Origin of the sequence: Saccharomonospora xinjiangensis XJ-54 (genome assembly GCF_000258175.1) — a bacterium.
Lineage (GTDB): Bacteria > Actinomycetota > Actinomycetes > Mycobacteriales > Pseudonocardiaceae > Saccharomonospora > Saccharomonospora xinjiangensis.
Window position 1 is genome coordinate 4,426,683 of record NZ_JH636049.1, and the last position, 26,583, is coordinate 4,453,265.

Sequence of the window (26,583 nt, forward strand, 5' to 3'; positions counted from 1 at the left end):
CTCACCGGCCCTCACCGGAGGCGTCCGGTGAGGGAGTACCTTCGCCTTCTCCGCTCGACTGCCGCGCCGTGAGGGGCTCCGGCTCCTCGCCCGCCCGCGCTGTCCCGCGCCGCCGGATCAGGCGTACCACCAGCACCAGCAGCGCCGCCAGCGTCACGCCGAGTAGCACGGCGCCGTCGGTGACAGCGGCGGCCAGATCGCGCAACCACACCTGCATCGAGAACTGGGTATCGACGCCGGTGAGCCCGCCCAGGTTCGCCGTGCCGTCGGTGAGGAGGAAGAGCAGGCCGACCCCGATGAACAGCAGGCCGGACACCAGGCTGGTGGAGTGGGTGCGCAGGGGGCCGATCCGCAGTTCGCGTCCGCGCAGCCACCGCTGACCGCCGAGGTCGAAGCGATCCCACGCCAGCGCCAGGACGAACAGTGGCGCCGCCATCCCCAGCGCGTACAGCGCCAGCAGCGCGCCGCCGTAGACGGGGTCACCACCGGCGGCCGAGACCGTCAGCACGCTCCCGAGCAGCGGTCCCGAGCAGAAACCGGCCAGCGCGTAGACGGTGCCGAGTGCGAACACCGACGCGCTCGACGAGATCCGGATACGTGAGGTGGCGCGCTGGGCCGCAGCCGAGCCGAACCCGAGCCCGAGGATCATCGCGACGCCGAGCAGGAGCAGGACGGAGCCCCCTACCAGGGTGGCGATGCCCCGATAGCGCGTGAGCAGTGCGCCGATCGCGCCGACGCCCGCGCCGAGCGGGACGAGCACGACGAGAAGCCCGGCGTAGAACACCGTGGTCCGCCGGGCCAGCGTGCCTGCGCTGTCGAAGGCGTAGGCGAAGAAGGACGGAAGAAGCAGGGCTGAGCACGGGCTGACGAGGCTCAGGACACCGCCGAGGAAAGCGCCGAGTAGTCCGATTTCGATCATGATCCGGCGGCTGCCTCCTCGATCACGGACACGAAAGTGTCGAGTGGCTGCGCGCCGAGAACGGGTTTGCCGTTGATGATGAATGTCGGTGTGCTCGACACCCCGATCGTGGTCCCTTCTTGCATGTCAGCCTCGATGTCGGCGTCGTAGCGGGTCGAGTCCAGCGCCGAGGAGAACCGGTCGAGGTCGGCGACTCCGGCCTGCTGCGCGAAATCCCGGAGTTTCCCGGGGGTGAGGTCGGGGTGACCGCGGTCGGGCGAGGCCGCGTAGACAGCCTCGGTGAACTCCCAGAAGCGTCCCTGCTCCGCGGCGGCCCTGCCCGCTCGCGCGGCGGCGAGCGACTGCTCTCCGAAGATGGGCAGATCACGCCACTCCATGCGGAGCACACCGCGATCGACGTAGCGCTCGATGAGTTCGGGGGCGATGTCGGTGCTGAACTTCGCGCAGAAGGGGCAGCGGTAGTCCTCGTACATGACCATCGTCACCGGTGCGCCGGGCTCGCCGAGAGCCATGGGGTCGCCCGGCTCCCTCCTCGGGAGGTCGGCGAGCGGGTCGGCACCGGTCGATTCCCGCTGAGCCTGCTGCTCCTGCTGGCCCGCCGCCGTCGCGGGGTCGTCGCCCGACCTGCCGGTGGCGAGGTGGACGATCAGGCCCACCGCGACGATGATCAGGACGGCGATGAGGATCCCGTCCCGCTTGGACGTGTCCCGCCGTGATGGTGCGGACATCGGCTCTCCACTCCGCTCGGATCTGAACTACTATCCGGGATAGTAAATCAGAGGGATCGAGTGGAGGCGCATGGTGACCACGGCACCGACCGAACGGCGATCGGCGAGGAGGGTGGCGCGGGCCGTCCTCATGGGTGGGCTGACCCTCGTCGTGGTGGCCGTGCCGACCGACATCATCGACACCCCGTTCTTCTCGCGGGAGATCCCGGTGCGCTGGTGGGAGTATCCGGTCGTGGCAGCCACCGTGGCGCTGACGATCACGTGGTTCGCGCTCCAGGGGCCCGCGCCGGACTCCCGTATGTCCCGGCGCCCGCTGGGTGGCGTCCTTCTCACCGTCTTCGCGGTGGGATGCCCGGTGTGCAACAAACTCGTCCTCGTCGCGCTCGGCACGTCCGGGGCGCTCGGGCTCTGGGCGCCGTTGCAGCCGTTCCTCGCCCTCATCTCACTGGGCCTGCTCACCGCGGCCGTCGTGCAGCGCCGCAGGCAGAGCACCTGCGCGATTCCGGCAACTCAACCCGCCGCGACAAGGCAGTAGAGGGTGACCAGTGCCGCGACGGCCGCGACGGCCAGCAGTGCAGGCACCGTGGTGACCACCGTGGCCAGCGCGTAACCCGCCCGCACCGGCATTCTCCGTGTCGCGAGGTGGCTGTTCTCCAACCACAGCAACCGGGCATCGACCGCGTCCCGCGACATCGCCAGCGCCGTGTTCGGCGCCTGTCCCGCCGTGACCGACAGCAGGGCGGACCGCACCGGCCCCGGCCCGTGACGGCGCGCGGCGTCGGCGTCGGCGGCCAGCTCCACCAGCACACGCACGGCGTCGGGCGCGAGCCGGAAGAGCGGGATGAACGGCAACGCGACGGCGGCGATGTCGGCGAGCAGGACGAGGAGATGATGCCGTCCCCGCAGATGTGCCTGCTCGTGAGCCAGCACGGCATCCCGCTCCGGAGCCGAGAGCCGGGCGACACCGCGCGTGGCCACGATGGTCGCGTCGCGTCCCCCGACGCTGTAGGCGACGGGGACGGGCGTCTCGATCCACAACACCCGGCCGTCGGCGTGGCCGACCGCCCGCAGCAGCGTGACATGCTCCCGCCGGTCGCGGCGGTGCCGCCGCAGTGTGACGAGCGCGACGGCGATCACCCTCACCGTCATTCCGAGCAGCACGGCGGCACCACCGAGCCGCGCGATGTCGGCCCACACCACCTCACCCCGCGAGAGGACGGCGTTCACGCAGGTGTTCGCCATCCCGATGAGTCCGTCGAGGCCGGAGCCGGCGGGGAAGGCCAGCAGCAGCCCGGCTGCCGGGACGAGCAGCGACACCGCGAGCACCGAACTCGCCCACCCGGCGAGCGCGAGACCGGGCCGGACCCTCGGCGTGACGGCGAGGCGGAGATACGCGGGCGCGGCGACACCGATCACGATGGCCGCGGCCAGGAGGCCGAGCGCGAGTGTCACGACGGTTTCCCCTTCCGTAGCGCGCGCCGGAGGATGGCGGACTCCTCGGGCGTCGCGGTCTCGGCGAAGTGGAGCAGCACCTGTTTCGCCTCCCCGCTGGAGTAGAGGACCTCCCTCAGCAGCCGGGCACCGGCCTCCTCGCGCGAGGAGGCCGCGGTGTACTCGTACGCGCGGCCGGTCTTGTTCCGCTGCGCATAGCCCTTGCCGTGGAGGTTGTCCAGCACGGTCATCACCGTCGTGTAGGCCAGCGGCCGGTCGGTGGTCAGCCGTTCGAGCACCTCACGCACCCGCAGTGGTTCGTCCGCCGACCACAGCACGTCCATCACCTTGGCTTCGAGTTCCCCGAGACCGCGCATCGCCTTCTTCCACCCCTTCCGCCGTGCCGATGATAGGTGCCGTCGTCAGCGCTGCTCGTGCGCGACGTAGCCGGGTCCGCTGCCCTCGGTGCGCTCGGTCACGCGCGCCTGGCGTTCCTGCGGCTGCGGTAGCGGTGCCACGAGCACGCCGTTCTCGGCCGCCACCGGAACGGCCCACTCGCCATCGGCCACGGTCTTGCCCGTGCGGACGTCAACGGCCACCGACCGTCCCGCGCGGGTGCCGTATGCCGTGCCGGCATGTGCGAGCGTGAGGTCGAGTGAGCTGTCGTCGCGCCACAACCGCTTTCCGGTGCCGAGATCGAATGCCAGGGTCGTGCGGAACCGGTCGAGTCCGGAGACGACGACCGTCCCCTTGCCCGCGTCCACGATCGTCCGCGGCTCCGGCTGATCGCCGAGGGTGGCGATCACGGCACCGGTGCGCAGGTCGTGCAGCACGGTCTCCGCACCGCTGTCGTCGTCGCCTTCTCCGCCGCCGTCCCGGCCGCCGTCCTCTGGGGTCCAGCGCAGCGCGACGACGTCACCGGTGGAGGCGGAGGCCGCGTCGAGCAACTCCACCCGGTACTTCCCGCCGGAGTGCCCGGAGCGGGACGGCGGTGACACGGTGGCGGAACTCCACCTCACCTCGGCCGTGGTGGTGTCGATCGCCGTGAGGACACCGTCCTCGCTGAACAAGCCCGTGCCGTGGTGTTCGTAGACCGCAACGGCGTCGCCGGACGGTGGTGTGACCGGGGCGCCGGAGCTTGCTGCGAGCATGACGCGCTCGCCCTGCTGTCCTCCGACGATCGACGGCGTGTTCTTGCCGAAGATCAGCCCTGGGCCCACCATCGGCCCTGGAACCGGCGTGGGCCCCCACAGCCTGCTGCCGTCCCGCACGTCGAAGGCGTTGGCCGAGGTCCGTGTCGCCACCTTGCCCTCGCGGTTGTCGGCGTCGCTCGCGAGCACCACGGCCGCGGGGGTGTCGGCGACCCGCGTCAGGCCGTAGCCGACGCACGAGGGATTGGTCCGCACCGCCCACCGGGTGGTTCCGTCGGCGGCCACTCCGGTGATGGACAGGTCGGCTTCGTCGTCGGCGGGGAAGACGAGGCCGACGAACATGCCGCCACCGGCCCTCGGCACGTCGTCGAACGGGCCCATCCAGAGCGGGGGTGCGTCGCCGGGACCGGAGGCGGCGAGATCACCGGGCGGGGGAGTCGCCGCGCGTGATGTGGTACTGACGTCCGGGATCGGCAGACCCTGCCCCGGTTCGTGGCCACGGTCGCCGGCATCACCTGCGTCGCCGGGGGCGCCGCCGCATGCCGCCAGCACCGCCGACGCCGTCACTACCAGGACCACCGGTCTGAGCCAGCGGTGTCGCATCGCGCCTCCCACAGAAGTTGTACTAACAGAGATAGTAGACACTCCTGTGGTGGCCGGGAGTGCCCGGTGACCGACGCCGTTGTCCGCCACTGGTCCCCGCTCGGCTGGCTCCCGCCCTGCGCTATCGGGATGCGGGCCAGTGCTCCGCCCTTCAGAGTGGGGGTGAAGGCCCGCACGGGAGGCCGGTCACGGCCGAGCGTGTCTTAGACCGGCCTGTTCTGTTGCGAGACGAGGCGCGCCGCCATGGCCTCCGCCGCCACCGCGAGTGTCTGCACGCTCGGCGCGACGAACGACGTGCCGCTGTCGAAGGCACCGAGGATTCCGACGCGCTCGTCGCGCGCTTCGAGCCCGCCGTCCTCGCCGACGGTGGCCGACTTCGACTCGACGAGTGACGCGACGAGTGCCTCCGACTGCTGCGGTGCCGCGTGCGCCGTGGGGTTGACCGCGTTGACGACGACGTCGGCGGCGAACTCCTCAGGGCCGTGCACGCGGAACTTGCCGTCGGAGGGCTCGAACTTCATCGCCCCGGTAACCAGTCGCAGCCTGCCCGAGTCGAAGAGGCGCAGCAAGATCTCCGCGTTCACCGGCACCATCGGTGAGGCGAGACTGTTGATGGTGCGCAGCGCCTCGTCGCGCAGCCAGGCGCGCTCGCTCGCCGGTAGCCGTCGCCATGCGAGGGAGCCGAGCAGGTGGGCTCCCACGGCGAACAACCGCCGCCCGAGATATCGAGAGTCCACTTCGGACAAATGGCGGCGGAGGCGGACGACGGGGTCCTCCTCCACCGCGAATTCGGCGGCGAGGGCAGGGAGGTCCGGCCGTGCTCGGCGAGTTCCGCCTCCATCGCCGCCACGAGGTCGCTGAGGGTGCGCCGCATCGTGCCGTTCGATGCCGCGATCTGGCAGGCGACCGACCCCGACACTGGGTTGGCCACCGCCCCGATGCGCGCGGAGAACCTCGGCGAGGACGGGTGCGCCGTGTACTGGAACAACGAGTTCCTCGCCGAGACGGTCACCACGTTCCGTGAACTGGCCAACGCGGACGTGCCGGTCGCCGGGTTGTGGGAGACCACGGGGGGCGAGCCGCAGCGCAGCGCCGTCCACCGCACCTTTCTCCGCCCCCGTGGGCTGGACGACGAACTGCGCGCGGTCCTGCGTGCCGATGGGCAGTGGTGGGGGCAGGTCAGTCTCTACAGGGCCGAGGGCAGGCGGCCGTTCACCCGTGCCGACCTGTCCGTCGTCGCGGGGCTGACGACCGCGCTGGGCGCGCGGCTGAGGTCGTTCGCCCTGCCACCGGCCGCGATGGCCGAGGACCGCGGCCCCGGTCTCTTGCTCTTCGACGCAGCGGGAACCCTGCTATCCATCAACGACGAAGGCCGCGCGTTCCTTGCCGAGTTGCCGCCGGGGCCGTCCTCGGCGACAGCGTTCGGCGTGGCGGTGCCAGCCTGGGTTCACAACACGGCCGCGCGCGCCGTGAACGGAGACACCACGCGGGTGCGTGCTCGTGACCGGCATGGCCGGTGGCTGGTCGTACACGCCTCCGCGTTGCGTGGCGCGGGGACGGGGCCGAGCCAGTGCGTCGTGGTCGTGGAACCCGCGAAGGCCGGTGACGTGGCGTGCCTGATCGCCGCGGCGTACGGGCTGACCGATCGGGAACTGGAGGTCACCCAGTTGCTCGCGCGGGGACTGTCCACCGCGCAACTGGCGCGCCGCCTCGTCCTCTCGCAGCACACCGTCCGCGACCACGTGAAGTCGGTCTTCGCCAAGACCGGGGTGTCGAGCAGGGGCGAGTTGGTCGCCCTGCTCTACACCGAGCACTACCGCCCACTGAACCCCGGGACCCGAGTCAGGGTGTGGGACGCCGACGCACGCAACTGACCGCCCGCCGTGTCCGCACTTCCCGCACGCGTGTCCGCACCTTATGCACGCGTGTCCGCACTTCCCGCACGTGCGTCGGCAGCCCTCACCCCCGGCTGGGGCCGACGGCGTCAGATCCCGTAGTACTCGGCCAGCGCGTGGAAGGCGGCTTTGGGTTCCCACGCCAGGTCGGGGTAGGTGCTGCCACGACCGTTCGGGAGGACCTTGACAATGCCGCGTTGCGCCCGCTGGAACCCGCACTGGACGCGGCGCAGCGGCGGGGCCGCTGAGCCGCATCGAGCCCGCGTCCAGGCTCGGGGTTCCGCTGCGCCCTGCTGCCGAAAGGCGAGCCCCCCGCACTGGTCCTGAGGCCGCATCCGTTGCCGAGACCCCGCCGCGCGCTCGGCTGCGCCGCCGACTGGCTCCAGTCGCTTGGCGTGCCTCATACTGGCGGCCGAGGGGAGTACTTCCACGAGCCGACCCGGTCAGTACGGACATCACCGTGATGTCCTCGGGCGGCTGCCGACTCGGTGAAGGAGACCTCGAACCATGGTGTTCGAGGAGGCTCGTGTGCTTGACCCCGTCGCTGTTCCCGCCGCGGCACCGGAGTCGGTCGGATCGCCCCTGCTGTGGGCGGTCAGCATTGCCGCACTGGTGTTCCTGCTGGTCATCGACTTCGCCGTCACCCGCCGTCCGCACGAGGTGAAACTCGGGGAGGCGGTGGGCTGGTCGGTGTTCTACATCGTCCTGCCCGTGCTGTTCGGTTTCTGGTTGTGGGCGGCCTACGGTGGCACGCAGTCGCTGGAGTTCTTCACCGGCTACGTGGTGGAGAAGTCGCTGTCCGTGGACAACCTCTTCGTGTTCATGCTGTTGCTGACCGCGTTCGCGGTGCCGGAGGCGCTTCACCAGCGCGCGCTGCTGTACGGGATCGTCGGGGCGCTCGTGTTGCGCGGTGTGTTCATCGCGATGGGTGCGGCCCTCCTCCAGGCGGGCACGTGGGCGTTCCTGCTGTTCGGGGCCATCCTGCTCGCCACGGGAGGCAAGATCCTCCGGGACGCGGTGAAGGGACGGCAGGAGCAGGAACGTGACGTGTCCGAGATGCGCTCGGTGCGGCTACTGCGCAGCCTGATGCCGGTGACCGACGAGTACCGGGGCGGCAAGCTCAGCGTCGTGGAGGGCGGGCGCCGGATGCTCACACCGCTCGCCGTGGTGGTCGTGGCGCTGTTCGCCACCGACGTCGTGTTCGCGGTGGACTCCGTTCCGGCCGTCTACGGCATCACCGAGGACCCGTACCTGGTCTTCACGACCAACGCGTTCGCCCTGCTGGGGCTGCGCGCGTTGTACTTCGTGCTGCGCACGACGCTGAGCAAACTCGCGCACCTCGACTATGGTCTCGCTCTCATCCTGGTGCTGATCGGCCTCAAACTGGTGCTGCACTGGGCGCACGGCATCTGGCCTGCCGTTCCGGAGGTGCCGACCCTGGTGTCGCTGCTGGCGATCGTGGTGATCCTCGGGACCGTCACACTGACCAGCCTGCACGCCCGCCGCGCGGCGCTGAGGCGGTCGTCCGGCGACTGACCACGATCGCCGCAGCTCACCGAGTGCCCTGCGGACTCGGTGAGCTGCGCTGCCGTCCGCGAAGCTCACGGGCACCCGCGGCCATCGCGGCGGCACCGGCGAGTCCCGCGGCGGCGGCGGCGAGCGCGGCGATGGAGAAGGTGAGTACCGCGGAGATCGCTCCGAAGGCGAACGGCGCGATGGTCGCTCCCGTGTAGACACCGACCTGGACGGTGTGCCCCGCGTTCTCCGCCCTGCCGGGAACCAGCCGCAGCGTCGTGGACAGCAGAAGTCCCGTCCAGCCCCATCCGGCCGAGAACGCCAGCACCGCGCCGAGGACGAACGTCGCCGGGGTCTCGATCGCGATCAGGGCGAGCCCGGCGGACCCGGTGAACATCATCCCGGTGATCACCGCCGGGTTGCGGTGTGGCGTCCTGTCGGCGAGTGCCCCCGTGACGAGCCGGACGGCGATGGCGAGAATCGCGCTGAGGGACAACAGGTTGCCCGCGACCGCGATGCTCGTCCCGGACTGTGTTCCGAGCTGGACGAAGTACGAGGCCACCGCGTTGTTGCCGATCGCGGACAGGGCAGCGGCCAGTGACCAGAGGACGAGCACGCGGCCCACGTTCGGTGGGCGGGCACCGTCGCCTTCGACGTCCCGGTGGACGGGCAGGGGCGACGGCGGGATACGGGTGAACCCGACGAACACCACGGGCACCAGGGCGATGGCGCCGGCGACGGCCATCGCCGTCCGCCATCCGTACGGCTGGAGCACCAGTGCGACGAGCAGGCCGGGGACGAGTGTCGCCGCCCCCAGCGCGGCGCCGAGGAGACCGGCGGCCAGGGACCGGCGGTGTGGCGGAGTCCGCGCCGCGATGAGGCGGCCTGCCGCCGGTTGGACCAGACCATTGGTGAACCCGCCGGCCACGAGCGCCGACACCAGCACCGCGAGATTGCTCGTTCTCGACACCGTGAACAACACGGCCGACGCGGCTACGGTCGAGGCACCGAGAACCCACGGAACGGGAAGGCGCGCGGCGAGGCGCTTGGTGAAGGGGGAGCCCAGCGCGGTGGCGGCGTAGAAGGCGCTCATCGCCAGACCGAGAGTGCTGGGTGAGGCGCGGAGGTCGTGCTCCATCGCCCCGGCGAGCGCTCCGACGGTGAAGCCAGGCATGACCGTCACCGTCGCGATCAGTGCCACCGTGACGGTCCCCGGCCAATGTCCTCCGGTTCGCCGTTCGGCGAGGGAGGTTCGTGTCGATGTCATGGTGATCGCCGTCGGTGTGTCAGGCGACGGGCTGCCATGCCGGTTCGTCGCCTGACACACCGCCAGGCTTGACCTGCCCGAACACGACGTCGGCGAAGTGGATGCCGAACCCGATCGTGCCGGGCTCCGACAGTTCGGCCACCAGGCGGCGGCGGAATCCCGTGGCGAGTGCCGGGTCGTGGTCCGAGATGGCCGACCACTCAGGGTGGCCGATCTGGATGGGTGTGTGCAGGGCGTCCCCGAAGGCGATCAGCCGCTGCCCGCCCCCGCTGATGATGTATGCCGTGTGCCCCGCGGTGTGTCCTGGCGTGATCCTGACGCGGACGTCCGGGAAGATCTCCTCACCGTCGGACACCGTCCGCACCCGCGTTTCGAGGATGCCAAGCATCTCCCTGCTGGTGCCGTGCTCCACCACGAGGTGGCGGTGGGTCCATTCCGGCTCGGCGACGAGGTAGTCGGCTCCGGTGAAGACGGGCCGGGTGCCGCCCGGCGCGGGATGCCATGCCCAGCCGAGGTGGTCGATGTGCAGGTGGGTGATGGCCACCGCCTCGATGTCGCCGGGTGTCCGGCCGAGAACGGCCAGATTGTCCAGCAGCGCGCCACCGTGGATGGCGCCATGTGGGTTGCGGTCGTCGGCCGGCAACGACTGGGGGCCGAAGCCCGCGTCGATCAGCAGTGCGCGGTCTCCTCGCTCGACGAGCAACCCACCGATGCTGGCCACCAGGTTGCCGGATTCGTCGAGGTACTCGGGGGCCTCGTCCCACACATGCTGAGGGATGCCGGGGAAGAACCGCGGGGTCAACCGCACCGCGCCGTCCGGCACGTACGTCACCGTCGTGTCACCCAGCCGCAGCGAACGCATGCTCGCGGGTCTGCGCAGCCGCTCGGTCAGGTCGCGCACGGCGTTGTTCATGGTGGTCGTCCCCTTCGTTCGTGACACCGGATCACCGCCTGTGATCGGGCGGCGGCAGCAGTCTATTGATTAGAGCTTCAAAGATTCAAGTCATAACTTTGCAAGCTTTGTTAGACTGCCGCCATGACGAGACCGGAACCACCGGCCATTGCGGAGCGCGAACTGTGCGGGTTGGTGAACGGGCTTGCTCGCCAGATCGCCGACCACGTTCGCAAACGCGCGGCCACACTCGGTCTCACGGCGGCGCAGGCGACGGCACTGCGGGAGATGACCGGCCCGATGACCTTGAGCGAGCTGGCCGAACGCACCAACTGCGAGCCGTCCAACACCACGTTCGTCGTGGACAAGCTGGAAGGTGCGGGCATCGTGCGACGCAGCCCGCACCCCACCGACCGGCGTGCGAAGCAGCTCGTTCTCACGCCGGAGGGCGTCGAGCTCAGGGAACGGCTCATCGCGCTGCTGACCGAGGAGTCACCGCTCGGGGCGTTGAGCCGCCAGCAGCAGGAACTTCTGCATGAGTTGCTCGACACGGCCGTGGCGCGGCGCCGATGACACTTCTCGTCCTCCGGCGAGAACGGCGAGCCACGACCCGGTAATCGGCGCACGTCCGCGCGCGGGGGAGAGACACCTGCGCGCGGCAGGCCGCCCATGGCAGTTCAATCCATAGTGGACTGCCATGGGGTGTTCGCAAAGCGAAGGGCCGCCGCGCGTCACAGGAACGCGCGACGGCCCGGGATCAGGCCCCGACGACGATGGTGATCAGGGGCAGTTGGTGGTGCGCCGCAGGTTGGTCTTGCCCCAGTAGATGGGGCTGCCGTCACGGAACTTCACCTTCTGTGCCACACCGTTGAGCTTCTGCTCGAAGTGCAGGTGCGGTCCGGTGGAACCACCCGTGTTGCCGACCCGGCCGATCATCGTCTTCTCCGTCACCCGCTGGCCGACGGCGACGTCCTGCGAGCTCAGGTGCGCGTAGAGCGTCTGCCAGCCGCTGCCGTGGTCGATGACGATGTAGCGCCCGTAGGACGTGCTCCCCGTGTTGGCCACCTTCGACACGGTTCCCGGCGCCGAGGAGTAGACCTTCCAGCCGAGGTCGTCGGGGTAGTGGTTGAAGTCAACGGAGTTCTGCGGGTTGTGGTTGGTGCGTGTGCCTGCCTCCCATGTCTCACCGCAGGGGAACGGCAGCCAGAACTGGCCCGACGTGCCCGGGTTGAACTGGTGTGAGGCGTTGTTGTTCTTCAGCGTCGTGTTGAGGTTGCCCTTCGCGCCGGGAGCGAAGTCCTGGTACGCGCCACCGTAGTTGGAGTTGTAGTACACCCTCACCTTGACGCTGCTGCGGTTCCACACCGAGGCGGCGTTGTTCTTGATGCACTGTCCCTGGCCGTTGCCGGGGCCCTTGAAGTCGTAGCAACTGGGCTGCGTGGTGCCGTAGTCGGCGACCGAACTGGTGAAGTCCGAAACGGACCCCGCGTTGTCGCTGTTGTAGTAGTAGCAGAACTCGCCGCCTTCGCAGACACCGTCACGGGCCGCGGCGCCGGCCGGTGCCGCGGACGCCATGGTCAGGCCCGCGGCGGCGAGCGCCACCGTGGCCGCACCGACGGCGGCTCTCTTCCATCTCGCCAGTCTCGACATTCCTACTCCCATCTCGTGGAGGGTCGTGCGTGCGACGAGCACGCGCACGTTCACCGGGCCCGCAGGTACTGCTCCCAGGTCACCTTGGACACCTGCGGTCCGTCGTCGGGGCCGTTGTCGGCCAGCCCGTTGCGGCCGAGGTAGTACATGCCGACCTGCTTCTGCGCCGGGGTAGACAGGTCGGTGTCGTTCACCGCGATCGCGTGGATGTGCCACGGCCAATTGCCCTGGCTGGGGCTGCGCAGCCAGGCCGCGAAACCCACCCGGCGCAGCGCGGTGACGGCGGCGGTCCGCTGGGCCGACGTCAGTGCTTCCGCGTCGAGGTCAACGGCACCCCCGCCGTCGTGGGTGCCCGCGGAGGTGGGGTCATTGCCCGGCGAGTACGAACCCTGCTCCACCACGAACGACAGCCGGGACAGCGTCGCGGCCTCGTTGAGCATGGCCACCGTGCGGGTGTTGAAAGGAAACCCCTGATGAGTCGTCCGGGAGCCCGGCGTGATGAGGCGGGTCAGCGAGAACCGCCCCTGCGCGAGCGTGGACAGCGACGACTTGCCCGGAAGGCCGTTGGCAGCGAGTCCGCTGTAGCCGAGGGATTCCTGCCACCGCGCGTACGCCGACCGCGTCGCCGTGCCGAAGTGCCCGTCCACGTACTGGCGCGCGAGCAGTCCCCGGGCGGCGAGCGCCTCTTCCACCAGTTGCACGCTCGGCCCCGCCCCCGGCGTGAGGCCGGTGCCGGTCTTCACAGGGTCCAGTTGCGCGGCGAGGACCACCATTTCCATGTCGGCCGTCGCGGCGCTCGCGGCGGCGACGTGGGGGACGAGCACGGCCGCCGCCGCGGCCCCGGGGACCACTGCGAGGAACCGGCGGCGATCGAGGTGTTTCGACATGGCCTCACCGTGGGACATGTGCGTACATTTCTCGTACAAACCGGCTCCTACCTCGGGTTTTCGCTCGTTGGCGGGGTCATGAAGTTGACAGGAACCACCGTTCACGGCCGTACCGGAAGCCGGTCGAGGTGGGCCGAGGTGCACTGCCGGGGCGCGTTCACCGGGTTGCACCGGGCTGGGGTGCCGCCGGGAATGCGGGCCACGTAGTCGCTCTGGTGCCTCGCGGCGAGGCCCACGGCGGGGAAGTCGGTGCTGATGATCTGCGCGCCGCTGGACAGTGCGGCCTCCAGGCGCGAGGTATCGCCTGACCGGGCCTCGTGGAAGGGCACGTCGGCGCGCGTGCGCACGAGGTAGCCCTCCCGCACCAGCGCGCGGATCTCCTCCTCGCCCGAACCGGTGGGGTCGTTGCGCTGAACGTAGGCGGCGTCGGGGTCACCGGGGCTCGCGTTGGTGAAGAGAACCCTGCCTTCGAGGTTCGGCCTGCCCTTGAGGTAGTTGTCCCGTGCGGGTCCACGGCTGTTGTCCATCAGGAACAGCACCGTGCCGCGCGACTCCCGCAGCGTCGGCCAGCCTCGGGAGAGCACCGACTCCTCCAGGGTGCGGCCGGGAACGCGGAGGTCGTCGGGTGTGATCATGTCGTCCTCGCCGAACACCGACCGGATCTCGGCGTCAACGGTGTCGAGGTTCGCCTCGTCCCACGGCGGGCTCGTGGGCCCGCCGAGCGCTTCCTTGGCGGGATCGGTCTGCTTGAACTCCAACATGATCACGATCGGGACGTGGCCAGGGTTGGCGTCCGAGAAGTCGCGGACCTGCCGAAGGCAGTCCACCAAGGTGGCGCACGACGTACCGTAGTCGTGGTCGGCCCAGTGCAGCACCTTGGTGCCGGGACGCCGCATCCGAGGGTCGTCGATCGGTCCGAGCCCGGCGTCCCTGCGCACCAGCGGCTCGGTGTAGAGGCCGCCATCGGGATCGGGGAAGACATCGAGTTCGATGCTGCGGACGGCCTGCTCGCGAAGCTGGTCCGACAGCGACGCGTGGGAGTAGGCGAGGTTCCACCAGTTGCGGTCGGTGAGCTGCTGAACCGCTTTCTCCTCGTCGGTGAGTTCGCGGTGGTAGCTGTTGTGGGTGCCGACGGCTTGGATCTGGTTCAGCCGGACGACCTCGCCGGTCGGCGGGTTCTGGCCCGCGTCGCTGGACGCCGGCGTGAGAAGCAGACCGGTGGCGGCGGCGACCGCCGCCACGGCGAGAGGGGCGCGGAATCGGTGTGGAGGCATGGCCGCTCCTGTCACGACAAGATCATCTTTCGGGGGTGAATGGTGCGCGGCGTCGGTGAACGCCCAACAGCGGTGTCGTGGCCGCGGATCGACGGCTCGGCGACACGCGGGGTGATCACCTCACTGACCGTGGCAGGGCGGCGACCCTTCGAGTGATCTTGTGTCACGGCCGCCCGCGGCACGGGTGCGGTGAGTACAGAGAAGGGCGTGAGCGAAAACCACCACGCACGTCCATTCCGTGGATTCCGATCTCTCATCCCCGGCCTCGCCTGGTCACGACTCGTCCAGCACGGCGTCCGCACCCCGCACCGCGCGCAGGAACGGCTGCTCAATCAAGGCGATGCGGGCGGTTGGGTCTTGCTGTGCGTGCAGGGCAGGCTCAAGGTCGTCTACGCCGAACCCGATGGGAGGGAACTCCTGCTCGCCGTGCGCGGCCCCGGCGATCTCATCGGCGAATTCTCCGGGTCCGACGGCCATCCGAGGTCCGCCACCGTCGCGGCGATCGAGCCGGGCAGCACCTCGAAACTTCCCGCGCGGCAGTTCGCCGATCTCGTGCGGCGGCTCGGCCTCGAACAGCACCTGAACAGCTACATCCTCGGCAAGGTGCGGGAAAGCGCTGCCCATGCCTGGCAGCTCGCCCACCTCACCACGGCGGCGCGACTGGCGGACCTGATCGCGACCCTCGTCGAGGCGGCCGGTCCGGACCACCCGAGCCCGGCCACCATCGCGATGTCGCAGGAAGAACTCGCCTCGGCGCTGGGCCTCGTGCGTTCGGCTGTCACGCCGGTGCTCGCGAGGTGGAAGGCGTCGGGACTGGTGCGCATCGCCAGGGGCCGGTTGGAGGTTCTCGACATCGCGGCGCTTGTGTCCAGTTCTGGACAGAACCGCCCGTGAGAGCGCGGCAACCTGATCACTCGTCAGGCCCGTGCACTCGAAGAAGGGACCAGGATGGACCAGGAACTGCCGCACGACCGTGGCTTCGGTGACCTCATCGGAATCCTCGCGGTGGACGTCTGGCGTTTCAGCGCCCACAACGACGCCCAGCAGAAGACGATCCTCGATCTGCTGCCCGCGGTGCTGCGGGACTCGGCGACGAAGGCGGGCCTTCGCCAGTTGTGGGACGGGCACGTCTTCCGGGCTTTCCGGGGAGACGGCTATCTCTTCGGTGTGCGACCCGATCTGCTGGGCGCGGTCGTGGACAGGTATTTCGACTCTCTCCAGAACGAGTTGCGCCGCAGGGCTGCCGAGCTGCGCGCGAGCGGGGTGCAACTCCGGTTGCGCGCGAGCCTGCACCTGGGGCCGGTGGAGTCGTTCGACGCGCTCGTCACCGACTCGCCACACGGCAAGACCATGATCGAGGCGGGCCGGATGGTGGACTCCGCGCCGGTCCGGGCACTGCTGGACCACTCCGACGCCGAGGTCACCTTCGTGGCGTCCGTGGTGTCCGGCGCGGTGATGGAACACGTCGTGGAGGCAGGCAAGTGCCTTCGCAAACCGAGTGAGTTCGTGCGGGCGTCGTTGAAGGTGGACGCGAAGGAATACGAGGGAACGGGCTACCTGCGTGTGCCGACGCCGTCGGGCGAGCTGCTCACCTCCGGCCTGCTGGCGGTTCAACAGCGGGCGGAGTCCGCTGAGCCCGCCGAGCCGAGGGGGTCCGCTCGGAGGACCGGGGGCGAGGCCAGCACGTCCAACACCTTCGACGGCATCGCCGACACCGCCAATCAGGTCCGTGACGTGCGGGGCGGGTTCGGCAACGGCGCCGTGCGCGGTGTCAGCGGCAGCGTGGTGGTGACGGGGAACAACAATGTCGCGGGTAACAGGGATGCCATCAATGTCGCGGCGGAACGGGACGCCCACGTGGACCGCTCCACGACAACGCAGGAGTTCTCCGGGGCGTTCTTGACCCAGGGCGACGGCAACTTCGGGCCGAACAGTGGGCGGCGCACCGCCGACGACACCCGGCCCACGGGACGGTGAATGGTCGTGGAACGCCAATTCGAGGATCTCGACGCCTTCGGCATCCTCGCCGACGCCGAGAACCACGCAGAGAATCACGCCGACACTCGCGCCTGGAACCTCGCCGATCCTCTCACCGTGCCCGCGCAGGACACCGCCACGCTCGGGCAGCATGACGATCCCGCTCAGCTCGCGTCTTCGGTGAGCGTCACCGGTGACGGCAACCAGGCTGCGGGCCGGGATGTCATCAACCGGACGCAGCACATCGAGTCGCTCTACCTGCTCCTGGGCTCGGGCGAGCCGGAGGAGACCGCGCGGGTACGGCAACGCGGTGGGCGGGGGCTTCAGGACCCGGAGGCGTTGAGGCGGCTCGCGCAGCAGTACGTGGCGCCGCCGGGACTTCTGGGAGACGAGCCCGGCACCGCGCTGCGCACGCTCGACGAGCGCAATGTCCTATTCCTGACGGCGGAGGAGCGCAGCGCAGGGCAGTTCGCGGCCGGGTTGCGGCTGGGCTACGAACTGCGCGAGAAGTACCCGGATCTCGCCGTGCGCGAGGAACTCCTCGATCCCGATTTCCGGTTGAGCGAGCATGAGCTGCTCGGCAAGCGGGGACAGGCCGCGCTCGTGCTGGATCTCCGTGAGGCGGGTGACAAGGAGGTCGGAGGGCTTCGCCGAGGTCTGGTGGAGTTCGCGCGGGTACTCGACGAGCGCAGGAGTTTCCTGATCCTGCTGGTGCCGCGCAACCAGGTTCGCGAATTCGACGAGATCCTGCCGGGCCGGGTGCACCACCTCGGCAGGCCGCCGTCGGTGGAGGTCTTCGCCCGCTACCTCGACGGCGCCGACGCGCACGCGCTGGTGCAGGAGACCGGCTGCGCCGAGCAGTTCGAACGCCTGTGGCCGCCCAGGGTGAAGGAGGTCGCGGACGCAATCACGGAGCGCATCCGCGAGGGGGAAAGCCCTGCCGAGGCGCTGCGCACCGTCCTCGACAGACAGCGGCACGGTTCGGCTCCGGCGCTGCGCAAGGAGATCCGCAAACGACAGGAAAGCGGCGACGCCGAATGGCTCGCCCTGCTCGTGGCCTCGGCCGTGCTCGAACACGCCGAACCGCAGCATGTCGTCGCGGCGGCCGATCAGCTCCTGGCCGCCAACGGGGTGGCCGCCGCGAACGAGGTTCCGTTGCTGCGCCCGAGCCCGTACGCCCGGTTGCACGACTTCTCCTACGACCATTTCGATCCGGCGAGCAGGACGTTTCGGCCCCGTGGTTTCGCCACCGAGGTGGTGCGGCATCTGTGGCGGGAACATCCGGAACTTCGCGGATCGCTGCTCGACTGGCTGGCGAGCCTGCCCTGGGAGATCCGCGGTCTCGGGCAGGCGGAACTGGAGCGGATCGCCGACCGTTCCGCCGACCTCGCCGTCGAGGCAGGACCCCGGGTGGCGGTCGGGCTCGCGCAGCGGTGGGCGACAACCCAGGCGGGGAAGGCGTCCAAAGGGCAGCAGACCTCTACCCGGCTGCCGGACCGCCGTCGCCGGTCGATCGCCGTGCGGCTGCTGACCGCGACCGCGACGGACTCGACGCTCGGCAGGGACATCCGGCAGGCACTCTGGGAATGGTCGAGGAGATCCGACGCCGATCTGCAACTGCTGACGGCCGAGGTGTGCGCGGGAATCGGCCGGTTCTTCCCGCGCGTCGCGCTCACCCGGCTCAAGCACCTCGCCGGTGCGCAGGACGAGCACGTGCGGGCCTCCGTTCGTGCCGCGCTGGGACAGCTCGAAGACCAGCTCGGTGTCTCGGCCTTCTTCGGCTATCTGACGGAGTGGTTCGACAACGCCTCCCCACCACGGCTGCGGTTCGTGGCCGAGGTGACGGCCGAGCTGCTACCGGGCCGGGCACACCACATCGACGCCGACACGGCCACCGCGTTCTGGGGCAGGGCCCTCGACGTCATGCCACCCGAGGATCTGCGGACGGCGGTCGAGGGCTGGCTGCGCGCGGCGGCCGTCGCCCCACCGGGAAAGCAGGAGGACATCGTGGAGTCACTCGTGCGCGCGGCCGGAGGCAGCTCGCTGCGCATCGCCCAGGTCCAGTACGCCAGCAGGATCGATCGGCCACCGCTGGATCTGCGCTCGCTCGACCCTGAGCCGCTGGCCGAGGTCGTGCACCAGCTGTGGACGCGGCTGGACGAGGTCGATCCCGTGTGGGGGCGGGAGGACGACCGATGACGGTGACCGCGTGGTGGCGGCAGTTCCGAGCGAGGGAGGGCAACGGCATGCCGCAGACCAACGGACACGCCTGGCAGGGGTGGGCGCCCATGGCCCACGCCTCGGCCACGCTGACTCTGCCGAGTACGGACGCCCACCTCTGTTTCACCGCCGCCGTCACAGTCCAAGCGCGCTGGCGTGGAAGCGAACCCGCCCCGGAGACCCTCATCGACATCGCGCGGGAGGGCATCACCCGGCGAGCGGAGACGGTGAGCAGGCAGCGCAGCCTGACGGAGTCGCAGCGGGTGCATGCCGAGCTGAACACCGTCCTGCTGGACTGGGGCCAGGTGGGCAGCACGCCGGTGGAGTCCCGGGGGCACTGCACGTCGGTCCAGGCCGACCCGCACCTGGTCGAGGCGGTGGCGGGGCGGGAGCAGGCCGCCGCGCGCGAGCAGGCGGCGTCCTGGCGCGTGACCGAACGCGTCCGCCACACCGATCAGCTGTGCGGGCTGCTGCTCGACCCGCTGCGCGCGACCGCGACGTGGTTTCTCGACAATCCGGACAAGCCCGGCGACCTGGTGGGAGTGGCCCGGCAGTTCCAACAGCTGCGGGGGCTGCTGGAGGCGGAGAAGCGCGAGGAGACGGTGGGGGGTCTCCTCGACGAATTCCTGGTCGGCTCCGACCCGGCGGTCCGGGTGTGGTTGGCCGGGGTCGCGCGAAAGGTGTTCGAGCAGTACGGCAGGCAGGACCTGGCGGCACGCCTCGGCAACGTCGAGGAACTGCGCGCGGACGACCGAACCGACTCGTGAGGAAAGAGGCTGGAATGGACCCGGTATGGGAGGCGGTGGCGACCGCCCTGGCGGGAAAGGCCGGAGAGGCGCTGGCCGAGGGTGGCCGCAGCGCGTGGGACGCGCTCGTGGCTCTCGTGCGCACACGACTCGGCCACGACACGGCGAACGCGGACGGCACACCCGGCGACGGCACCACGGTGGAGTCCCTTGCCCGTGACCTCGCCGATGCCGAACGGGACGACCCTGACTTCGGCAGGCGACTGCGAGCCCTGTGGAAGCAGGTCGGTGACGTCGAGGCCCGCTCCGAGGGGACGGTCAACCAGGTGTCGGGCGTGGTGTTCGGACCATTGGTGCAGGCAAGGGACATCCGGGGCGGGGCGCGGGTGACCATGCCATCGGAGCGGCGCACGAACGAATAGTGCGCCACTGGCGGGGCTGGTCGCTCGCTCAAGGGCCCCGCCACGCGGCGGATCGCCGTCCCTGGCGATGGGGGAGGTGGGACGGCGATCCGCCTGTCGGGGCAGGCCGGTCTCGCCTACGTCCGCGACACGAGCGAACGCAGGAAGAACGCCAGGTTGGCGGGGCGTTCGGCGAGACGGCGCATGAAGTAGCCGTACCACTCGTCGCCGTAGGGGAGGTAGACCCGAACCCGCCGCCGCTCGCCTGCGAGGCGGAGTTGCTCGGCGTCGCGGATGCCGTAGAGCATCTGCAACTCGAACTCGTCGGCGCGGCGGCCGGTGGCGTCGGCGAGGTGCAGCGCCGCCGCGATCATGGCCGGGTCGTGTGAGGCCACCATGGGGTATCCCTGCCCGCTCATCAGGATGCGCAGGCACCGCACGTACGCTGTGTCGATCTCCGGCTTGCGCTGGTAGGCCACCGAGGCGGGTTCCTGGTAGGCGCCCTTGCACAACCTGATCCGCGAGCCCGGCCCCGACAACTCCTTACAGTCCGCCTCTGTGCGGCGCAGGTACGCCTGGAGCACGGTGCCGAGGGAGGGGAAGTCCTCGCGAAGGGCCCGCACGATCGACAGGGTGGAATCGGTGGTGGTGTGGTCCTCGGCGTCCACGGTCACCAGAACCCCGGCCTCGTCGGCCGCGGCACAGATCTTGTGGGCGTTGTCGAGCGCGATCGCCTCGCCGTCCCTGGCGAGCCGCTGCCCGAGGGCGGACAGCTTCAGCGAGACCTCGATGGTGCCTGCCCCGGTGCCGTCCTCGGTGAACGGGGCCAGCGCCGAGAGCAGAGCGAGATAGTGCGACACCGTGGCGTTCGCGTCCGCGACGTCGGTGGTGTCCTCGCCGAGGTAGTCGATGGTGACGCTCCGGCCCGAGTCCAGAACGGACCGGGTCACGGCGATCGCCTGCGGTTCCGTCTCACCCGCGACGAACCGGTCCACCACCCGCCTCGTGACGGGCACGCCGGTGATGGTGCGCCGGAGGCGCGGCGAGCGCGCTGCGGCGAGCAGCGCCCGCCGCAGCAGCGGGGACGGTGCCATCACTTCACCCCCGGCGCGGTGTCGGGGTCCTGGTGTGGGTACCGGTGGTCGGTCGGCGGCACGAAGGTCTCCTTGATCGTGCGCGTCGAGGTCCAGCGCAGCAGGTTCTGCGCGGAACCGGCCTTGTCGTTGGTGCCGGACGCGCGGCCCCCGCCGAAGGGCTGCTGACCCACCACGGCGCCGGTCGGCTTGTCGTTGATGTAGAAGTTGCCCGCCGTGAAGCGCAGCGCCCGCGTGGCCTCGGCGATCGCGGCGCGGTCGTCGGCGATCACGGAACCGGTGAGGCCGTAGGCAGAGCCCTGATCGACCAGGTCGAGCACCTGCTCGAACGACCCGGCCGCCGAGTCGTCGTAGACGTGCACGGCGAGGATGGGGCCGAAGTACTCGGTGCGGAACACCTCGTCGGTGGGGTCGTCGCCGAGCAGGATCGTCGGCTCGACGAAGTAACCGACGCTGTCGTCGGCCCGGCCGCCTGCCGCCACCGTGAGGCTCGGCGTCGCCTTGGCCCTGGCGATCGCCTCGGCGTTGCGGTCGAAGGAACGGCGGTCGATGACGGCGCCGCCGAAGTGGGAGAAGTCCGTGACGTCGCCGTAGGACAGGCTGGACGCCTTCTCGACGAGGTCGTCGCCCATCCTCGCCCACACCGAGGCGGGAATGAAGGCCCGCGACGCCGCCGAGCACTTCTGTCCCTGGTAGTCGAACGCTCCGCGCAGCAGCGCGGTGGTCAGCACCTCAGGATCGGCGGAGCTGTGGGCGAGGACGAAGTCCTTGCCGCCCGTCTCGCCGACGAGGCGAGGATAGGTGCGGTAGCGGGCGATGTTCGTGCCGACCTCACGCCACAGGTGCTGGAACGTGGCCGTGGAGCCGGTGAAGTGGATACCGGCCAGCCTGGGGTCGGTCAGGACGACGTCGGAGATCGCGGGGCCAGGCCCGTTGACGAGGTTGATCACGCCGGGCGGCAGACCGGCCGCTTCCAGCAGCTTCATCGTCCAGTAGGCGGCGACGGCCTGGGTGGGCGCGGGCTTCCACACCACCGTGTTGCCCATCAGCGCGGGAGCCGTCGGCAGGTTGCCCGCGATGGCGGTGAAGTTGAACGGTGTGACGGCGTAGACGAACCCTTCGAGCGGGCGGTGGTCGAGCTTGTTCCACGTGCCGGGGGAGGAGATCGGCTGCTCGGCGATGATCTGCCTGGCGAAGTGGACGTTGAAGCGCCAGAAGTCCACCAGTTCGCAGGGCGCGTCGATCTCGGCCTGGTAAGCGGTCTTCGACTGACCGAGCATCGTCGCGGCGGCCAGCGTCTCCCGCCACGGTCCCGACAGCAGGTCGGCCGCGCGCAGGAACACCGAGGCCCTGTCGTCGAACGACGCCTCGCGCCACCCCGGCGCCGCGGCGGTGGCTGCCTCGACGGCGTCCCGCGCGTCCTGCGTCGTGGCCTCGGTGAACGTGCCGAGCACGGCGGCGTGCCGGTGTGGCTGCACCACATCGACCTGCGCGCCGGTGCCCCGGCGGTGCGCCCCGCCGATGACGTGGTGGATCTCGGTCGGTGCCGAAGCGAGTTCGGCGAGCTTCGCCCGCAGCCGGGCCCGTTCGGCACTGCCCGGCGCGAACGACCCCACCGGCTCGTTGACCGGAGGCGGAGTGTGCGTGACGGCGTCCATGAAAAGCTCCTCGAATGCGGTCTCGGCGGCAGGCGCCGCCCGTGGATGAAGCGCAGTCAAACACCGCCGCAGTGAGCGACGACTCAGCCGATCGAACAAAAATCCCCGACTCTTCTTGTATGATCGGACAATGCTCCCCGGGTTCCGGCAGGTACGGCCATGACCGCCGATGATCGAGCACACCTCCGCGCGCTCGCCGACCCCGATCAGCCGGGCGCGAGCACGCTGAGGGAGTTGCTCACCGCTCTCGACACCGCCGTGGTGGAACTCGTGCACGCGCCGTCCGGCGACGACGTCGTGATCACCTCGGTGGCGCTCGCCGAAAGTGCGGACCTGGCCGCGGCGGGTGAGCCCGCGACATCCGTGCCGCATCTGTACCTCCACGTCGGTGTCACGAACGCCGAGGCCGTTCGCTGGCTGGACGACGTCGCGCGACGCGCTCCCGAGCACCGCCCCCGCGCGGTGATGTCGAAGGCCGCGCTGAGATCACCCGCCTTGCGCACAGCGGCCCGAAGGGCGGGGGTCGCGCTGGTGGCCGTGCATCCGAAGGCCAGGTGGGATCACGTGCTTCCCCTGGTGCAGCGCATGCTCGACCGGTCGCGCCAGCAGGCTTCCTCCCCGGATTCGAGCCTGCTCGCCATGGACACCGACCTCTTCGGACTCGCCCAGATCGTCGCGTCGAACGCCAGGGGCATGGTGTCCATCGAGGACGCGCACTCGCGAGTGCTGGCCTACTCGCCGTCCGACGAGTCCGCCGACGAGCTGCGCACGCTGTCGATCCTGGGCAGGGAGGGGCCCCGCGACTATCTCAGGGCACTGCACACGTGGGGCGTGTACGACCGGCTCAGGGACAGCGACGAGGTCGTGGACGTCCCCGCCCACGCCGAACTGGGCACCAAGAGGCGGCTCGTCGTCAGCATCCGGCGGCCGTCCGAGGACGGTTCCGCGGCCCCGGCCATGCTGGGCACCATCTGGCTCCAGCAGGGCGACCGGCCGTTCGCGCCGGACGCGGCGGACGTGCTGCGCGGTGCGTCGGCGATCGCCGCGCGCGTCATCTCGCGCGGGCTCAACGCGCCGTCAACGGAGGGACTGCTCATCCAGCGCCTCTTCGGCGTGCGGGGAGAGGGAGTGGACGTGCCCTCGCTCGCCGGTGCGCTGAACCTGCCGCTCACCGGACCGGCCGCGGTGATCGGGTTCGCGACCTCGGCCACCGAGGGCCGACACGGCACGGTCGCCGACCTCGGCAGCACACTGCGCCTGCACGCCAGCTCGTTCCGCCGCGATTCGGTGGCCACGCTCGTCGGCGACCGCGCCTACGTCCTGCTGCCCGGTTACACGTCGGAGAGCGCCGTCGCGGCGTGGACGAGGCAGCTGGTGGAGCAGTTCGAACGACGCCGCTCGCAGCTGTTGCGTGCCGCGATCGCCATGCCCGTGGCGGGCCTCGCGCAGGTGGCGGGGGCGAGGGCCGAAGTGGATCGCGTGCTCGACGGCACGGCCGCGACCTTCCCCGAGGGCAGGGTGACGACCCTCGCCGAGTCCCGCACCGCCGTGCTGCTCGGCGAGATCCTCGACCTGGTGCGGAGGCACCCCGACCTGCACGACCCGCGTCTTCACACCCTGCTCGACCACGATGCCCTGCACGACACCACACTGCGGGAAACCGTCGAGACGTACCTGACGCGGCACGGCGACGTCCGTGGTGTCGCGGAGGAGTTGCGCGTGCATCCGAACACCGTGCGCTACCGCGTTCGCAGGGCGGAGGAGATCCTCGGCATGGACCTGTCCGACGCCGCCGACCGGTTGTTGCTTCAGTTGCAGCTCTCCCTGCTGCGGCGTGGGGAGGACACCCCGAGGACCTGAGTCTGTCCCCGGCCTCGCGTGCCTTCCTGAGTCCGAAGTGGACTTGAATCGGCAGGCGCGGCTCCCGCGACGGCCGGTGGCCTCGCGGAAATCTCTATCCTGGCCGCATGACCGGATTGCGTGAGCTACGAGCCGGGGTGGCGGCGGCGTACGACCGGCTCGGTATGCCGTCCTGGCCCGACCCGCACCCGGACCTGGCCTCGCCGCGCGACGAGGAGTACTCCAGGGTCACCGAGCCCGAGCGGTATCGCATCGTGCACGCACGCGCCCGTGTGTGGACCGAATGCCTCGGCGCCGTCCCCGGAATCGAGGTCACCTCGCTCGCACCGGCGGCGCTCGACGAGGACGGGCACCCGGACCGGTTCGACCGGGGCGTCCGCATCACGTCGCGCAGTCCGGGCACGGTGCCGCTGTTCCTGCTGGAGACCGACGCGCCGTTGTCCGAGCGGGAAGGCACGCTCGCGGTGCTGCGCATCGCCGTGGGACGCCCCGAACTGGGACTCGACATGCTGCCCGACTGCGGCTGCGACGCCTGCGATTCGGGATCTGCCGACCTGCTCGACACGATCGACGACACGGTGGGTGCGGTGATCGGGGGACCGTTCGTGATGCTGCGAGGGCGGGATTGGCGGATGTGGTGGCACCCGGATGGCAGCGCGTCGGAGGGCACGGCCCGAGGACTGTCCCACACCGGGATGGAGAGACTGTGCCGCAGGCTGGCCGACGGTGAGGACGTGTCGTTGCCGCGAGGAACCGAGGCGTGGGTGGGGCGTTCCTGGTTCGACTGAGGTGATCACGTGCGGTGAACTCACGGCCCGCGAGCGGGGTGTGAGGTGCCGGCCCGCCCGGCTTCACCGGAGGAACCGGGCTTTCTCCCGGTGCGCTCGCCGGTGCCGACCGGCTACCGTCGCCGGACGACTCCGGGTGCGCGACGCCCTGTCGCGCACCCGAGGCCCCGCACCGGGAGGAGCACCGAGATGATGCCTGCGTTGCGCCGACGGCCCTGGGTTCCCGAGCGGTCGGAGACTCGTGTCCACTCGCTGGCGGACACCACCGCGAACACCGCCCCTGCCGACCTGCTCGCCGAGGTGGGCAGGCTCGTGGCACGGAACCGGCGCATCCACGACGTCGAGGCGATCAACCTCAACCCGGCGTCGAACATCATGAACCCCAGGGCGGAGGCGATGCTCTCGGCGGGGCTGTCCTCGCGGGCCTCGCTCGGGTACCCCGGCGACAAGTACGAGACGGGTCTCGAAGCCGTCGAGCAGATCGAGGTCATCGCCGCCGAACTGGTGGCAGAGGTGTTCGGCGCGGGCTACGCCGAGATCAGGGTGCCCTCCGGTGCCGTGGCGAACCTGTACGCGTTCCTGGCCACCTGCGAGCCGGGCGACACGATCATCGCGCCGCCGCCTGCCATCGGAGGACACGTCACCCACCACACCGAGGGCGCGGCGGGGAAATACCGGCTCAGGACGGTCGCCGCGCCGGTCGATCCCGGCGGCTACACCGTCGATGTGGACGCGTTGCGTGCGCTGGCACACGAGGTGCGGCCCGCGCTCATCACGCTCGGCGGCAGCCTCAATCTGTTCCCGCACCCCATCGCCGAGGTCCGCGACATCGCCGACGAGGTCGGCGCGAAGGTGCTCTTCGACGCGGCTCACCTGTGCGGGCTCATCGCCGGAGGTGCGTGGCAGCGACCTCTCGACGAGGGGGCGCACCTGATGACCTTCAGTACGTACAAGAGCCTCGGAGGGCCACCGGGAGGTGCGGTGGTCACCGACGATCCCGCCATCGCCGAGCGGATCGACAGGATCGCCTTTCCCGGCCTGACGGCCAATTTCGACGCGGGAAGGACGGCGGCGCTGGCGGTCACGATGCTCGACTGGAAGGTCGCGGGACGCGCCTACGCTTCGGCGATGACCGAGACCGCGGCCCGGCTCGCGGACGAGTTGCTCGCGGCAGGCGCACCCGTCTTCACCGGAACGCGCGGACCCACGCTGTCGCACCAGTTCGCGCTGCGCGCCCGACGGTGGGGCGGCGGCCAGCACGCCGCGAGGAGGCTGCGGGAAGCGAATCTGCTGGCCTGCGGTATCGGCCTTCCGGACGATCGCGTAGGCAGCGTGGATGCCGCTGACGGCGCTGACGGCGATGTCAACGGCCTGCGACTCGGCACCCCCGAGGTGGTGCGGCTCGGGATGAAACCCTCGGACATGGCCGACCTGGCCGGGTTCCTCGTCGCCGGTCTCGACCCGGACACGGACCCGCAGGCGATCGCGCGGGAGGTCACGGCCTGGCGAGGGCAGTTCGGCGGCGTCCACTACACGGCCGAGAAGCCTTCGTAGCCGCTGTGGCCACCCGGAGCGGCGCCGGCTGGCTGAGGCTGCGAGCGTGCGTCAGGGCTGTGCTGCTGACCGA

25 protein-coding genes are annotated in these 26,583 nt (G+C 70.3%); 12 read left to right on the top strand and 13 right to left on the bottom strand.

The window, feature by feature from the left end; all coding sequences use genetic code 11:
• Position 1: 1 nt before the first annotated feature.
• Together SACXIDRAFT_RS20065 and SACXIDRAFT_RS20070 are read right to left on the bottom strand one after the other, a co-directional pair.
• Positions 2 to 919: a cytochrome c biogenesis CcdA family protein gene (locus tag SACXIDRAFT_RS20065; protein WP_006240512.1), complete on the bottom strand. Its 918-nt coding sequence runs from the start codon at positions 917 to 919 to the stop codon at positions 2 to 4.
• The gene (locus tag SACXIDRAFT_RS20070; RefSeq protein WP_006240513.1) at positions 916 to 1,647 is read right to left on the bottom strand and encodes a DsbA family protein; all 732 of its coding nucleotides are present in this window, start codon (positions 1,645 to 1,647) and stop codon (positions 916 to 918) included. The genes SACXIDRAFT_RS20065 and SACXIDRAFT_RS20070 overlap by 4 nt, the downstream gene beginning before the upstream one ends.
• 70 nt (positions 1,648 to 1,717) lie before the next feature.
• Here SACXIDRAFT_RS20070 and SACXIDRAFT_RS20075 point away from each other — a divergent pair, with 70 nt between their 5' ends.
• Entirely contained in the window at positions 1,718 to 2,182 is a 465-nt protein-coding gene (locus SACXIDRAFT_RS20075) for a hypothetical protein (protein WP_040922297.1), read from the top strand.
• Here the strand turns inward: SACXIDRAFT_RS20075 and SACXIDRAFT_RS20080 are convergent.
• From SACXIDRAFT_RS20080 to SACXIDRAFT_RS20095, 4 genes are all read right to left on the bottom strand, one after another.
• Complete coding sequence (locus SACXIDRAFT_RS20080) at positions 2,158 to 3,099, bottom strand: M56 family metallopeptidase (RefSeq protein ID WP_006240515.1); 942 nt, start codon at positions 3,097 to 3,099, stop codon at positions 2,158 to 2,160. The two genes, SACXIDRAFT_RS20075 and SACXIDRAFT_RS20080, sit on opposite strands and share 25 nt — an antisense overlap.
• Positions 3,096 to 3,455: a BlaI/MecI/CopY family transcriptional regulator gene (locus tag SACXIDRAFT_RS20085; RefSeq protein ID WP_006240516.1), complete on the bottom strand. Its 360-nt coding sequence runs from the start codon at positions 3,453 to 3,455 to the stop codon at positions 3,096 to 3,098. The genes SACXIDRAFT_RS20080 and SACXIDRAFT_RS20085 overlap by 4 nt, the downstream gene beginning before the upstream one ends.
• 45 nt (positions 3,456 to 3,500) lie before the next feature.
• A complete protein-coding gene (locus tag SACXIDRAFT_RS20090; protein WP_232285344.1) occupies positions 3,501 to 4,808 on the bottom strand; it encodes an outer membrane protein assembly factor BamB family protein in 1,308 nt (435 codons plus the stop codon).
• 227 nt (positions 4,809 to 5,035) lie between these two features.
• Positions 5,036 to 5,569, bottom strand: coding sequence for an FAD/NAD(P)-binding protein (locus tag SACXIDRAFT_RS20095; protein ID WP_050986965.1), 534 nt, complete (start codon positions 5,567 to 5,569; stop codon positions 5,036 to 5,038).
• A gap of 9 nt (positions 5,570 to 5,578) precedes the next feature.
• Here SACXIDRAFT_RS20095 and SACXIDRAFT_RS20100 point away from each other — a divergent pair, with 9 nt between their 5' ends.
• On the top strand, positions 5,579 to 6,706 hold the full coding sequence (locus tag SACXIDRAFT_RS20100) for a helix-turn-helix transcriptional regulator (RefSeq protein ID WP_006240519.1): 1,128 nt from the start codon (positions 5,579 to 5,581) through the stop codon (positions 6,704 to 6,706).
• Positions 6,707 to 7,234: 528 nt separating this feature from the next.
• Positions 7,235 to 8,263: a TerC/Alx family metal homeostasis membrane protein gene (locus SACXIDRAFT_RS20110; protein WP_006240520.1), complete on the top strand. Its 1,029-nt coding sequence runs from the start codon at positions 7,235 to 7,237 to the stop codon at positions 8,261 to 8,263.
• A gap of 16 nt (positions 8,264 to 8,279) precedes the next feature.
• On the opposite strand, the gene SACXIDRAFT_RS20115 is transcribed toward SACXIDRAFT_RS20110, so the two are convergent.
• Both SACXIDRAFT_RS20115 and SACXIDRAFT_RS20120 read right to left on the bottom strand, forming a co-directional pair.
• A complete protein-coding gene (locus SACXIDRAFT_RS20115; RefSeq protein WP_083840154.1) occupies positions 8,280 to 9,509 on the bottom strand; it encodes an MFS transporter in 1,230 nt (409 codons plus the stop codon).
• Positions 9,510 to 9,528: 19 nt separating this feature from the next.
• Positions 9,529 to 10,449, bottom strand: coding sequence for an MBL fold metallo-hydrolase (locus tag SACXIDRAFT_RS20120; protein WP_232285345.1), 921 nt, complete (start codon positions 10,447 to 10,449; stop codon positions 9,529 to 9,531).
• A 96-nt stretch (positions 10,450 to 10,545) separates the two neighbouring features.
• Here SACXIDRAFT_RS20120 and SACXIDRAFT_RS20125 point away from each other — a divergent pair, with 96 nt between their 5' ends.
• On the top strand, positions 10,546 to 10,974 hold the full coding sequence (locus tag SACXIDRAFT_RS20125) for a MarR family winged helix-turn-helix transcriptional regulator (protein ID WP_006240523.1): 429 nt from the start codon (positions 10,546 to 10,548) through the stop codon (positions 10,972 to 10,974).
• 207 nt (positions 10,975 to 11,181) lie between these two features.
• On the opposite strand, the gene SACXIDRAFT_RS20130 is transcribed toward SACXIDRAFT_RS20125, so the two are convergent.
• The 3 genes from SACXIDRAFT_RS20130 to SACXIDRAFT_RS20140 form a co-directional block, all read right to left on the bottom strand.
• Positions 11,182 to 12,051, bottom strand: coding sequence for a peptidoglycan DD-metalloendopeptidase family protein (locus tag SACXIDRAFT_RS20130; RefSeq protein WP_040922826.1), 870 nt, complete (start codon positions 12,049 to 12,051; stop codon positions 11,182 to 11,184).
• Positions 12,052 to 12,101: 50 nt separating this feature from the next.
• Complete coding sequence (locus tag SACXIDRAFT_RS20135) at positions 12,102 to 12,938, bottom strand: peptidoglycan-binding protein (protein WP_040922827.1); 837 nt, start codon at positions 12,936 to 12,938, stop codon at positions 12,102 to 12,104.
• 101 nt (positions 12,939 to 13,039) lie between these two features.
• On the bottom strand, positions 13,040 to 14,212 hold the full coding sequence (locus SACXIDRAFT_RS20140) for a phosphatidylinositol-specific phospholipase C1-like protein (protein WP_006240526.1): 1,173 nt from the start codon (positions 14,210 to 14,212) through the stop codon (positions 13,040 to 13,042).
• Positions 14,213 to 14,419: 207 nt separating this feature from the next.
• On the opposite strand from SACXIDRAFT_RS20140, the gene SACXIDRAFT_RS20145 reads away from it, so the two are divergent.
• Genes SACXIDRAFT_RS20145 through SACXIDRAFT_RS20165 form a run of 5 tightly spaced genes read left to right on the top strand, consistent with a single transcriptional unit; the run spans position 14,420 to position 19,577 of the window.
• Positions 14,420 to 15,106: a Crp/Fnr family transcriptional regulator gene (locus tag SACXIDRAFT_RS20145; RefSeq protein ID WP_006240527.1), complete on the top strand. Its 687-nt coding sequence runs from the start codon at positions 14,420 to 14,422 to the stop codon at positions 15,104 to 15,106.
• 54 nt (positions 15,107 to 15,160) lie between these two features.
• Complete coding sequence (locus SACXIDRAFT_RS20150; protein ID WP_006240528.1) at positions 15,161 to 16,189, top strand: hypothetical protein; 1,029 nt, start codon at positions 15,161 to 15,163, stop codon at positions 16,187 to 16,189.
• Positions 16,190 to 18,388 carry a hypothetical protein gene (locus tag SACXIDRAFT_RS20155; protein WP_006240529.1) on the top strand — a complete coding sequence of 733 codons (2,199 nt, stop codon included), beginning with the start codon at positions 16,190 to 16,192 and terminating at the stop codon, positions 18,386 to 18,388.
• Positions 18,385 to 19,176 (top strand): hypothetical protein, encoded by a 792-nt coding sequence (locus SACXIDRAFT_RS20160; RefSeq protein WP_006240530.1) that lies wholly within the window; start codon positions 18,385 to 18,387, stop codon positions 19,174 to 19,176. The genes SACXIDRAFT_RS20155 and SACXIDRAFT_RS20160 overlap by 4 nt, the downstream gene beginning before the upstream one ends.
• Positions 19,177 to 19,190: 14 nt before the next feature.
• On the top strand, positions 19,191 to 19,577 hold the full coding sequence (locus SACXIDRAFT_RS20165; protein WP_006240531.1) for a hypothetical protein: 387 nt from the start codon (positions 19,191 to 19,193) through the stop codon (positions 19,575 to 19,577).
• A 116-nt stretch (positions 19,578 to 19,693) separates the two neighbouring features.
• On the opposite strand, the gene SACXIDRAFT_RS20170 is transcribed toward SACXIDRAFT_RS20165, so the two are convergent.
• Together SACXIDRAFT_RS20170 and pruA are read right to left on the bottom strand one after the other, a co-directional pair.
• A complete protein-coding gene (locus SACXIDRAFT_RS20170; RefSeq protein ID WP_198284400.1) occupies positions 19,694 to 20,635 on the bottom strand; it encodes a proline dehydrogenase family protein in 942 nt (313 codons plus the stop codon).
• 14 nt (positions 20,636 to 20,649) lie between these two features.
• Positions 20,650 to 22,308: an L-glutamate gamma-semialdehyde dehydrogenase gene (gene pruA, locus SACXIDRAFT_RS20175; protein ID WP_006240533.1), complete on the bottom strand. Its 1,659-nt coding sequence runs from the start codon at positions 22,306 to 22,308 to the stop codon at positions 20,650 to 20,652.
• A 159-nt stretch (positions 22,309 to 22,467) separates the two neighbouring features.
• On the opposite strand from pruA, the gene SACXIDRAFT_RS20180 reads away from it, so the two are divergent.
• The 3 genes from SACXIDRAFT_RS20180 (at position 22,468) to glyA (ending at position 26,510) form a co-directional block, all read left to right on the top strand.
• The gene (locus SACXIDRAFT_RS20180; RefSeq protein ID WP_006240534.1) at positions 22,468 to 24,168 is read left to right on the top strand and encodes a PucR family transcriptional regulator; all 1,701 of its coding nucleotides are present in this window, start codon (positions 22,468 to 22,470) and stop codon (positions 24,166 to 24,168) included.
• A 107-nt stretch (positions 24,169 to 24,275) separates the two neighbouring features.
• Positions 24,276 to 24,956, top strand: coding sequence for a DUF6226 family protein (locus tag SACXIDRAFT_RS20185; RefSeq protein WP_006240535.1), 681 nt, complete (start codon positions 24,276 to 24,278; stop codon positions 24,954 to 24,956).
• A gap of 189 nt (positions 24,957 to 25,145) precedes the next feature.
• A complete protein-coding gene (glyA, locus tag SACXIDRAFT_RS20190; RefSeq protein WP_232285346.1) occupies positions 25,146 to 26,510 on the top strand; it encodes a serine hydroxymethyltransferase in 1,365 nt (454 codons plus the stop codon).
• Positions 26,511 to 26,583 lie beyond the last annotated feature (73 nt).